General features: G+C 48.6%; 7 protein-coding genes and 1 tRNA gene. 7 read left to right on the top strand and 1 reads right to left on the bottom strand.

Annotated features, from left to right (window positions below; translation table 11 throughout):
* The first annotated feature begins 75 nt into the window (after nucleotides 1-75).
* From rpoD to CBR65_RS18890, 7 genes are all read left to right on the top strand, one after another.
* Complete coding sequence (gene rpoD, locus CBR65_RS18920; protein ID WP_087468294.1) at nucleotides 76-1,935, top strand: RNA polymerase sigma factor RpoD; 1,860 nt, start codon at nucleotides 76-78, stop codon at nucleotides 1,933-1,935.
* 172 nt (nucleotides 1,936-2,107) lie between these two features.
* Nucleotides 2,108-3,679 (top strand): ethylbenzene dehydrogenase-related protein, encoded by a 1,572-nt coding sequence (locus CBR65_RS18915; protein ID WP_198300810.1) that lies wholly within the window; start codon nucleotides 2,108-2,110, stop codon nucleotides 3,677-3,679.
* Between the two features lie 2 nt (nucleotides 3,680-3,681).
* The gene (locus tag CBR65_RS18910) at nucleotides 3,682-4,332 is read left to right on the top strand and encodes a DUF1566 domain-containing protein (protein WP_087468293.1); all 651 of its coding nucleotides are present in this window, start codon (nucleotides 3,682-3,684) and stop codon (nucleotides 4,330-4,332) included.
* A 135-nt stretch (nucleotides 4,333-4,467) separates the two neighbouring features.
* Nucleotides 4,468-7,254, top strand: a complete 2,787-nt coding sequence (locus CBR65_RS22185) for a DNRLRE domain-containing protein (RefSeq protein ID WP_157672155.1) — start codon at nucleotides 4,468-4,470, stop codon at nucleotides 7,252-7,254.
* 116 nt (nucleotides 7,255-7,370) lie between these two features.
* Nucleotides 7,371-7,447 (top strand) — tRNA-Ile (locus CBR65_RS18900).
* 392 nt (nucleotides 7,448-7,839) lie between these two features.
* A complete protein-coding gene (locus CBR65_RS18895; RefSeq protein ID WP_087468292.1) occupies nucleotides 7,840-8,934 on the top strand; it encodes an ATP-binding protein in 1,095 nt (364 codons plus the stop codon).
* Nucleotides 8,935-8,943: 9 nt separating this feature from the next.
* Nucleotides 8,944-11,151 carry a S8 family peptidase gene (locus CBR65_RS18890; RefSeq protein WP_087468291.1) on the top strand — a complete coding sequence of 736 codons (2,208 nt, stop codon included), beginning with the start codon at nucleotides 8,944-8,946 and terminating at the stop codon, nucleotides 11,149-11,151.
* A 408-nt stretch (nucleotides 11,152-11,559) separates the two neighbouring features.
* Here the strand turns inward: CBR65_RS18890 and CBR65_RS18885 are convergent, their stop codons facing one another.
* Complete coding sequence (locus tag CBR65_RS18885; RefSeq protein WP_087468290.1) at nucleotides 11,560-12,060, bottom strand: TlpA disulfide reductase family protein; 501 nt, start codon at nucleotides 12,058-12,060, stop codon at nucleotides 11,560-11,562.
* Nucleotide 12,061 lies beyond the last annotated feature (1 nt).

Genomic DNA, 12,061 nt, shown 5'->3' with positions numbered 1-12,061 from the left:
AGAATCCAATGCCACATATGGGCTATAATCCCGCGCTTTGCGTTTCTCCCACTCACGTTTTTGACAGGGTTCCGAATGTCTGACGACGCTCAACAGCAACAGTCTCGAATCAAAGAGCTGATCGCCCGAGGTAAAGAACAGGGCTACCTCACATACGCCGAGGTAAACGACCACTTGCCGGAAGATATCTCAGACCCGGATCAGGTCGAAGATATCATTCAGATGATCAACGATATGGGTATCCGCGTGTACGAAACCGCGCCGGATGCCGATACCTTGTTGATGACCGATGGCGACTCCTCTGCCGACGAAATCGCCGCCGCTGAAGCTGCTGCCGCACTGGCTGCCGTGGAAACCGAAGCAGGTCGCACCACCGATCCCGTGCGGATGTACATGCGCGAGATGGGCACCGTCGAGCTGCTGACTCGCGAAGGCGAAATCGTTATCGCCAAACGTATTGAAGAAGGTGTGCGCGAGCTGATGCACGCGGTTTCTTATTGGCCGGGCGCTGTCCAACATGTGCTGGACGAATACGCGTTGGTTGCCAAAGAAGAACGCCGTTTGGGCGACGTTATCATCGGCTGGCTCGACCCGGCAGAAGATATCCCTGCGGCCACCACTGACGAAGACTTGCCCATTGCTGCCGCCGCACCCAAAGCGGCTGCGAATGACGATGACGAAGAAGACGATTCGTCCAGCGATGATGATGAAGAAGGCGTGTCCGGTGTTGATCCGGAAGAAGCGCGCATTCGTTTCGACGACCTGAAAAAGCAAAACGAAAAAGCCGATAAAGCCGTCGCCAAACACGGGCGCAACAGCAAGCAAGCTGAAAAAGAACTGACCGCCCAGGGCGACCTGTTCAAATTCTTTAAGCTTCCGCCGCGCCAATTCGACCCCATTTATGTTCAAATCCGTGGCGTGCTGGACACCGTGCGTCGCGAAGAGCGCACCATCATGGAATTGTGTGTGCGTAAAGCGCACATGCCGCGCAAGACATTCATCAAAGAATTCCCCGGCAACGAAGTCAATGAGTCGTGGATTCCGGACATCATCAAGAAAAAGCGCGATTACTCCGATGCCTTGAAATTGGTTGAAGAAGATATCCTGCGCGCACAACGCCGCCTGATTCAGATTGAGCAGGAAAATAATCTGTCACTGGCCAACATCAAAGACATCAACCGTCGCATGTCGATTGGTGAAGCGCGTGCGCGTCGCGCCAAGAAAGAAATGGTGGAAGCCAACCTCCGTCTGGTTATTTCCATCGCGAAAAAATACACCAACCGTGGTTTGCAATTCCTCGACCTGATTCAGGAAGGCAATATCGGCTTGATGAAAGCGGTAGATAAATTTGAATACCGTCGCGGTTACAAATTTTCTACTTACGCGACCTGGTGGATTCGTCAGGCCATTACCCGCTCCATCGCCGACCAGGCGCGCACCATCCGCATTCCGGTACACATGATAGAGACCATCAACAAACTCAATCGTGTATCGCGTCAGATGCTGCAGGAAATGGGTCGTGAGCCGACGCCGGAAGAACTGGGTATCCGTATGGATATGCCGGAAGATAAAGTGCGTAAGGTGCTCAAGATCGCCAAAGAGCCAATCTCCATGGAAACCCCGATCGGTGACGATGAAGATTCACATCTGGGCGATTTTATCGAAGACACCACCATTATTTCACCGGTGGAGTCTGCGACCATCGAAGGTTTGACCGAAGCTACCCGCGAAGTCCTCGCTGGCCTGACCGCGCGCGAAGCCAAGGTACTGCGTATGCGTTTCGGTATCGATATGAACACCGACCACACCCTGGAAGAAGTGGGCAAACAGTTCGACGTAACCCGCGAACGTATCCGCCAGATCGAAGCCAAGGCGTTGCGCAAATTGCGTCATCCTTCACGCTCAGATCACTTGCGTAGCTTCCTGGATGAGTAAGGTTCAGCTAGCGTCATGATTCGAATAAAAACCCGCCCCGTGCGGGTTTTTATTTTTCCGCTCTTCTTTTTTTGCACTTCAGCGACAAGATGTCTGCAGAAAATTGCCATTCATCAAACTGTCACTTATCCGCAGTCATAATTCTGTCATTAAAATTTTGAAAAGATGCGCTGTGAATAAAAATCTTAGCTGGGTACTGCTCCACTCTATTCTGATCGTCACCACTGTCGTCAGCCTTTTATCAGGGCTTCGCATAGCAACGCTTTCCCACCCCGAGCTGCTGTGGTTCTCTGCGCTATTGCCGCAAGGATTAATGCATTCATGGCATTTGGTCAGCGCTGCGGTGTCTACCAGTATTGCGTTCTTCTATCTTCTTTATCTCATCCTATTAAATCCTCGCCGCATCAAACCGACTTCTGCTTCTTTTAACCGACATTATCACCGCCTGATTACCTGGATTGGCTATACCGCTCTCTCTTTGTTATTGATCACAGGGTTGGGTCTCTATTTTCACCTTATCGATCCATCAATAGCCAAGACCTTACATTTTTATGCGGCGTTGCTGCTGGTAATTTATCTGTTTCTTCACGCGGCGGTGTACATTATTCAATATGGAATAAGAATTTTCGTAACAATTTTTAGTTTCTCACGCGAAAACCTGCCGAAGCATCTCGCATTTTGTTTAGCCATGTTTTGTGTCATTGGCAGCTCGTATTATTTTTTTACCGCTCGAAACTTTCACCCGTTAGAGGTCGCGCATATAGCGATTGATGAATTCATTGAGATTAACGGAACAGCAAACGAAGTCGCCTGGGAAAAAGCCGAAACCATCCTGATTCCCACCTTCGGTGGAGCCAATTTTATTAACGGCGCTACACCGATCAAGGTTAAAGCTGTTGAGAACGGTGAGGAGATGTTTTTTCACATCAGCTGGTACGACCCCAGCCAAAGCTTGCAGCATCTGCCTCTCGTTAAAACCGAGCAAGGCTGGAAAGTTACCCAGGATGGCTTTCATCATTTTAATGAGCGAACTCATTACGAAGACAAACTCGCCGTCATTCTTTCCAACACGTGTGCATTCGGCGCGGCAGGCACTGCGCATCTCGGCCACAAGCCACTGAAAGACAAACCGGCCCACTGGGCGGGAAAAGGCTACCACTACACACAGCCGGGCAAGCTGGTGGATTTGTGGCATTGGAAAGCCGTACGTACCAACGATATGTTTTTGGCGGACGATAATTTTATTGGTCCACCGGAAATCGAGAGGCCAGCATCCCGACGTTACACCGGCGGCTATATGCCAGATGGAAAAGACAGCGGTTCCTACGTGATGAATTGGAAATGGTACAAGCAGGACATTGTTATTCCCAAACGCCTGCCGAAATATCCGAATGCGTTAAATGATTATCAAGACAGCACGAAGCATGCGTCGTTAAGTTGGGTTATCCCCTGGTTCAGCTATGAACCTTACGCCGCTGAAAATGATCGCTTTCCGGTGGGAACCATCATGCCTTCTGTTATGTACACCTCCAATCGCTTTGAAGGTGATCGTGCGGATGTAAGAGCAAGAGCACAATGGTCTGATAACGTTTGGTCACTGGAGCTGGTACGCAAAATCAACACGCAGTCGCCCAAGGATATTTCCTTACACGATGGTGTTTGCCTGTGGATTGCCGCCTTTGACCACGCGCAGATCGAACACACCCGCCACGTGCGCCCGGTTAAATTAGTGCTGGAACAATAGCAATGTGGAAGCGCCTGTTTGTCTTTACGTTGTTAATCGTGGGCGCGCTCTTCTACGCCAGGTTTAATCAGCCTCAGCTTCCAGCGCAGCACGAGTCATCGTTTATCAAGGTGAGTGCGCAAGGTGAACCTATGGACATCTGGTCTGGGCCTTGGAGTTGCGTTTACGATAAAAATAGCGGTTTATTGTGGGAGATTAAAACAGACGCCGAAGATATTCATCATACCTCCTGGACCTTTTCCTGGTTTAACGAAGGCATCGGTGTGGATAATAGCGGTGACTGTTATTTTGAAGCAGCGCGTTGCGACGCGGAGGATCTGCTACGCCGTGTCAACCAGAAAAAATTATGCGGTGTTGACGGCTGGCGTTTACCCACCGCCGATGAATTAGTCTCATTGGTCAGTGTTACCGCTCCGCCAGGCGATGCCCTTATTGATTCCGATTTCTTTCCTTATACGCAACGCGGTGATTACTGGACAAAAGATCGCGACAAAGACCTTGCATCCGTTTATGAGCACCTCGGCAATGGCGCGCTTGCCGTCAGTTTTGTTGATGGCACAATCACCGCACTACCCTATCGCAATGCAGCGTTTGTCATGCTGGTAAATGACTCAGCCACTTTGCTGCAAAAAAATAGCGCGACGAATCACTAAATTTTCGAAAGCTTGCGCATTAATCTGCTTTCAGCATTTCTGCAACAAAACTGTCAATAGATATTCACATCTGCTCGTTAGCCTCTCAGGCGCCTTACTGCAACCGTAAAACGACCTATAACGACCGGAGGCTCCATGACCAGAGCAGGGATTTGTGCAGCGCTGTTTTCTGCCATTATTTTTTCAGCATTTCTTTCAACAACAACCCACGCAGCCACCACACATCACCGCCTGATCTGGGATAGCGACCCCGCCCATAACGCTGTGGTCGGATTTTCCCCCAACGGGACGAGCACTGCACCTTACGTTAAATACGGCTTCTCTACCGATGAAGCACAGTGGGTCAGCCAGCAACCGACGTCATCGCAACAGTTCAACAGCGGGTTGCTCAGTTATTTTGTTCGCCTGACCAACCTTCCTGAAGATTCCGCCATCTATTACCGCGTGTGTGATAACAGCGGCTGTGGCGAACGCTTCTGGTTTAAAACGGCCCCGACCGACACCCAACCTTTTGTGGCGGTCGCCGGAGGTGATTCACGCACAGGCTGGACAACTCGCCGCGCCGGCAACAGCCTGATCGCCAAAATCAGACCGCTGTTCATCATGCATGGCGGCGACTTTACCAACGCAAACAATATTGCGGAAATAACCGAATTTCTGAGCGACTGGACGCTGACATTTTCAAGCGACACTATCAATAACATCGCTTACAAACGTATTTATCCGCTGATCCCCACCCACGGCAACCATGAAGACAATAATTTCCGTACCTTGTGTCAGGTGTTTGGTGTCGACTACAACGGCGATGGCCAATGCACCACCGCCGACACCTACGGCGCGTTCAATATTTCCCCGCTGCTGCGCGTTTATACACTGAATACGCAATACGCCAACAGCGGCTGGAGTTCCTATGCAAACGCGATGAATACCTGGCTGGCGGATGACCTCTACGCGAACGGCACCGATACGACCTGGCGCTTTGCGCAATACCACAAGCCAATGTTTCCGCATTACACCGGCAAGCCAGACAACCCACATTTATTTTCCTGGTGGGCAAATCATTTTTATAACTACGGGATGAACCTCGTGGTGGAATCCGATACGCACATCAACAAACTCACCAAAGCGATTCGCCCCAGCGGCAGTACATTTGTGGAAATCACAACCGGCGGTACGGTGTATGTCGGTGAAGGTAGTTGGGGCGCGCCCGCACGCTCGGCTAATAATCCGCGCCCCTGGACGATTGATCTGGCGAGTATCCAGCAATTCAAAGTGATTACGGTAACGGAAGACAATATTGAAGTTCGCACAGCGCAATTCGATGACACCGCAAGCACACTGACGCGAACGCAACGAGAGAATGATCCAACCGTGTTACCTGCGAACGTCAATTGGTGGTCAGCCAATAGCATTGGTGAAACGCTGACACTGGTGCAAAACGCCGCCGGTCAATCGATCATTGACAACGGCGTTGCCAGCGGAGACACCATCGAATTGTCAGCCACTGACGACACCTTCGTTTCCACCTCACAAGCCACACAGAACTTTAACGGCAGTAGCGAAGGCTTGCTCGCAGACGGGCTCGACACCACCTACGGCGCGATGGAAGCGTTAATCAAATGGGACGTGAGCAGCCTACCCGAATGCGCCGACATCAGCGCCGCGAGTGTGCAAATCGATGTATTTAATCCGTCGTCCGGCAGTTATCAAATTTTTGCCGGCACCAACAGCTGGAGCGAATCATCGGCCACCTGGAACGCCATCGGCGGCAGCGCTCATCGCGGCGTTTTGATGGGATCGTTTAACCCCTCCTCCACCGGCGTAAAAACCATTACCTTATCCAGCGCCGGGATCACGGCAATCAAAGGCTGGCTGCAAGGCGGCAACAACGGCATCGTCATCGCCGCCAATGGCAGCACCGACGGCATCGACTTCCGCTCAAAGGAAACCGGTTTTACGCCAAAACTTATCCTGACCTATTCAGACACCGGAAGCTGCGGAACCACGACGACCACCGAACTCACCGCCGCTCACGACACATTCGTTTCCAGCACTCAGAACAATCAGAACCTCAACAACAGCAGTGACGGATTACTCGCGGACGGCAGCGACTCCACCTACGGTGTCATGAACACGTTAGTTAAATGGAACCTGAGCAGCATTCCCGCCTGCGCGATCATCACCAGCGCGAGCGTGAAGCTCAACATCACCAACCCCTCACCCGGCAGCTATCTGGTGCGCAGCGGCGTGAACACCTGGAGCGAACAAACCGCTACCTGGAACAGCGTCGGCGGCACCGCCCACCAGGGCACCCAGTTCGCCTCGTTTACCGCCTCCAGCACCGGGATCAAAACGGTTCCACTGACAAGCTCCGGCATCACGGCGGTACAAGGCTGGCTCCAAGGCACCAACAACGGCATCGTCATCGCCTCCGGCGGCGGCACTGACGGCATCGACATTTACTCGAAGGAGCAAGGCGCCGGACCGGTATTGGTGCTCGAATACCAGCAAAACAGCGGCTGTAGCACCGGCATCACCAGCTTCAGTAAAACCACCCAGGCCGAGCATTACTCATCCCAGTTTGGCATTCAGCTGGAAAACACCGCCGACACCAATGGCGGGCAGAATGTGGGCTGGATAGATGCTGGCGATTGGATGGCCTACAGCGGCATCCATATTCCAGCAACCGGTACCTATACCGTGGAATATCGCGTCGCCAGCCCCAACAACGGCGGCCGCCTCCGCCTGGATCTGAATGGCGGCACAACGGTCCTGGGCACGGTCGACATTACCAACACTGGCGGCTGGCAAAATTGGACTACCCTCAGCCATTCGGTAGATCTGGTCGCCGGCACCCATGATTTCGGTATCCAGGCGGCAAGCAGCGGCTGGAATATCAACTGGTGGCGGATCAGCCGTTAGGCAGTGGATACGACCGACGCAAGGGAGTGCGTCACCGCAAAGCCGAAACAAGTCTAGCCAGCATCGCCTCATCCCTTTATAATGCGCGCCTTTCCGAGGCACTCCCTCGTCCTCAAGGGCCTATAGCTCAGTTGGTTAGAGCATCCGACTCATAATCGGCAGGTCGCTGGTTCAAGTCCAGCTGGGCCCACCATCTCAAAGCTCAGAAATCAGATAGTTAAAAGTGTATTCTCGATTTCTAATATCGTTTCATGGTTATAAAAAAACGTAACCCCAATCAATATCAAAAATATTTTTCTGCCCGGTAACGCTGGGCTTACATTTTTAATTTCCCGTCTCCATTATGGATTCAGCCGGAAGCCAACTTAGATTGAGTGCGGTTTTCGGCAGTTGTCAACTCCAGCACCCGCCTATTCAAGGTTACACCAACCACCAACAAAGATACTGCTTATTTTTCACGAAACATGGAAAATTAGTCACTTAACTTCACCCTTATTAACCAATACTTATGTAGACTTAAACATTCAAAGTGACTAAAATAAAAAAATATAACTAAATTAGTCACCTTATGAGGCGAAAACATAAATGCAGTCAGATGAGATGCTAGAAGTCGCAAGACTCGCACTAGAAGGCAAACCTTCTGATGTGAGGCTCTATATCGCAAAATTGGTAAGGAAAGCGCGCAAAGAGAATCCTGAGTACGCATTGAAACTAGAAGAACTACTAAAGACTGACCCTGCCAGGTCAAATGGTGTTTTGCGCAAAACCTTACCGACTGAAGAGGATAGCCTGCAAAGGGAAGAATTATCCCTACTCAGGACAACTCAAAACACGGCAGAATCGGATCCGCTACTTGATAACAGTTTGAAGGTACAACTAAATCAAATTTTGGAGGAACGACAACATACGGAAGAACTAGAAAGCAAAGGACTGAAGCCAGCGAGTTCTATGATTTTTCAAGGGCCACCTGGGGTGGGAAAATCCATGACTGCAAGCTGGCTAGCTCGCCAATTGGGCCTCCCCTTTTACGTCTTAGACCTTACCGCCGTTATGAGTAGCCTACTAGGAAAAACTGGCAGCAATCTCAGGGCTGTACTTGATTTTGCTAAAAGCCATACTTGCGTCCTATTCCTTGACGAGATTGATGCAATTGCAAAAAAAAGAAGTGATGAGTCGGATGTTGGTGAACTCAAGCGCTTGGTAAATATTTTACTTCAGGAAATAGAAAACTGGCCAAACCAAGGACTACTAATAGCAGCAACAAATCATCCAGAGCTTGTTGATCCAGCACTATGGCGAAGATTTGATCTTGATGTCACTTTTTGTTTGCCCAATGAAGAAAATGTAAGAGCGGCAATTGCTGAGTTTTTGGGTCCCGATCTTAACGAGTTCTCCCATTTGATGGAGCTTCTAGTCGACAGCCAAAAAGGGGAGTCCTACAGCAATATTAAGAGAACCATAAACAGACTTAGGAAACTAAGACTGATTAACCCTGAAGAATTTGAGAACTCTTGTTTTAAGCACTTAATTCCCAACGCAGAAGACTTGTCTCGACAAGAAAGAATATCTTTCGCAGTTAAATTGGTGTCCGAATTTTCAGTTCCCAAGCAAAAAGCAGCAAAGCTATTAGGGGTCAGTAGAGACACTATTCGAAAAAAAATAGGCGAAATACAATCATAAGGACTTATTATGGCCAGAAAAACAAACTATCTGATTGGAAAGGCTGAGGAGCTAACGAAACTTACTCCGCCACCTAAAATGGATCCTAAAAGCAGGGATTTGTACACAATCGAAGAGGTTGTAGGAAGGCTGAGACCACAGCTCAAGAAAATAACTGAGGAGTTTTTACACCTTGACGAAAGCTTATGCCCTAGAGGATATGCCGTTGCCAAAATGACTCTGCATCCGTCTTTTATTGCAAAAGGACATTTCCCAAAACAACTTCTTCGAGACATGGGCGTAAGATCAATTGGAAGTAAAGCAACTGAAGTCAAACCAGACAAATGGATGAGAAAGGGAAAACCGGAAAAATCACCATCAACAAGCCTTTTTATTACTGGAAAAATTGAGAATTTTGCGGACTTCGAAAAAAAATTGCTGAGTTTTAAGAGAGACTCTTATGCCGCACAAGATTTAATGAAGATTTGGAGTTTTGAAAACGTAACGCCTTCTTCAAAATTAAAAGAAAATCAATCATCGAAGCCAGGATATTTCGAAGTTGGAATTCAGTTTATTCCCGGAGGCACATCCGAATTTATCAAGCAATCCTTTATTTCGTATGCACAGAGTCTTGATTTCGATATAAAAGATGAACTCTCCTTAGAGGTCTCAAACTTGTGGTTTATTCCAGTCATCGGACCCCCAGACAAAGCCATTGAACTTGCTCGACATAGTTTTGTTAGAGTCATAAGACCCATGGCTCCTCTTCGATCATTTAGGCCACTCGTTAGATCATTGCCCGGTTCGACCAAAGCAAAACTGCCATCAGCTCCCCCACTGGCTTCAGATGTTAGAGTCGCAATTTTGGATGGTGGCCTTCCTACCAATCATGCGATAGGGCCTTGGTTAAATGAATATCGTTTGTCGGATTCATCTTCGCATGATTATCTCGGAGGCCCCGACCATGGACTAGGTGTAACATCAGCTTTCTTATTCGGGCCGTTACCTCACAATAGTGAAGCGCCCCGTCCATATTCGTTCGTTGATCATCACAGAATACTAGATAGTGATATTAATGGGGAAGATCCACTTGAGCTATACAGAACACTGACACATATTGAAGATATTTTAATATCTCGACAATATGAATTTATCAATATAAGTCTTGGTCCAGACTTACCTATAGATGACGATGAGATTCACCCATGGACCTCACTTTTGGATTCTTATCTTGCGGACGGGGAAACATTTTTAACAATTGCCGCTGGAAATAATGGAGAAGGTGACGAATCGTTACGACTCCACAGAATTCAAGTCCCATCAGATAGCGTAAACGCTGTAGCTGTTGGCGCCTCGGATAGAAATGACAGAAATTGGCAAAAAGCTACTTATAGCGCAAGCGGACCAGGAAGAGCCCCTGGCCGAGTCAAACCAGATTTGCTGGCATTTGGTGGTTCACATCATCAGTATTTTCACGTCCTGAATGCCGCCCCCTATCCTGAACTTGTCCCTCAGCAAGGCACCAGTTTTTCTGCTCCGTATCTTCTTCGTAAAGCAGTAGGTATTCGCGCCCTATTGGGCCACAGCATTACACCACTAGCGATAAAAGCACTTCTAATTAATTCAGCTCAGCGCAACGATCAAGAGCAATGCCACGTAGGCTGGGGAAAAGTAATCGACGAAGTAGATACTCTGGTTCGATCTCCAGAAGGAGTGGCAAAAATTCTTTATCAAGGTGAACTATTACCGGGTAAATACTTGAGAGTACCACTACCTCTTCCCAAGACCGGCATAAACGGGATGGTCAAAATTAAAGCCACCTGCTGTTTTTCGACGCATGTTGACCCACAAGATACCTCAATGTATACAAAAGCTGGAGTTGAAATCTCTTGGAAGCCCAAAAAGGGCGAGAAACCAGATGGGTTCTTCCAACAGGTAAAAAAAGCCACTGAGGCTGAACTCAGACGAGACGCAGCAAAATGGGAACCGGTTTTGCATGCAGAAAAGCGAAAAAATGGAAATTTATTAAATGAGCCAGCTTTCGAAATACATTATATGGCGAGAAACTCTGGAGCCGACATCAGTGCAACTAGTGCTGAAATAATCAAATATGCGTTTGTAATCACGCTGGAAGCACCAAAACATAAAGAAATTTTTTCAGACATCCTCGAAGCGTATTCTGAAATCCTATCTGAAATTGAGCCAAGGATAACAACTGATATCGAGATTAATGTTTAAATTTACTTTGACAAGGCGCCACGGCGCCTTAATCATATAACCTAGTCATGATAAAAACTCCATCAGCGAAGCGCAGTACAACCAGCTCTTCTTGATTAGGAAGACTCAAGTTCTTTGGAAGGGAAAGCGCTTTCCATTAACCACATAATTGTATTTCCCCCTTTCACTCGGAGAGGCAGCATTATAGACTTCCTGTGTTATCCAAAAACGAGGCATATACATGACCCCTCTGGTGACACTGGTAATATGTACAACATTAGAGCTGATCATGCTTTGTAAAAGGCAATTTTGAATTTTTCAGCATATGCCTTTAGAGTTTCTACAGTCAAAATAATATATTCGACTGTCACATCATTTCGCACTGTAGAGTGATTCATCAAGCGCTTGAGCTATGCTAGCTTAGTCCCTCTAATCCAATACCGCCAACGCCTTATCAATAACCGCCTCTAAAAATGCCTGATCCGCTGGCTTAAATCCCCGATGCATAAGAACCACCCGACCGCCGGGCGCGACGAGCAAGGCGGTTGGGAGTACGGCGATATGCAGTTGTCTTGCATAATTTCCGTTTAGGTCATAAACGACCGGATAGTCGACCGGGTGTTGCTGCAAAAATTTTTTCGCGTCCGCAGGTTCTTTGTCCATATTGATCGCAATGACTTCAAAGCCGCGATGTTGTTCGCGGTTGCGCAGCTCATTTAGAAACGGCATGGACTGTAAACAAGGCGTACACCAGGATGCCCAGAAGTCCAGGTAAACGACTTTATCCTGATAGTCGGCAAGAGATACTTTTTTCGCTGGTGAGCCTGCCGATGTGGTTAGCATCGGCAATGTAAAGCTGATGTCATGTTCTTCAATCGGTGCCGCATAAACAGGCGGCACCATCAACAACCACAAGACCAACGCATGCATT

The sequence above is a fragment of the Cellvibrio sp. PSBB006 genome (genome assembly GCF_002162135.1).
Taxonomy (GTDB): Bacteria; Pseudomonadota; Gammaproteobacteria; order Pseudomonadales; family Cellvibrionaceae; genus Cellvibrio.
This window is presented reverse-complemented; position numbering and strand designations above follow the sequence as displayed.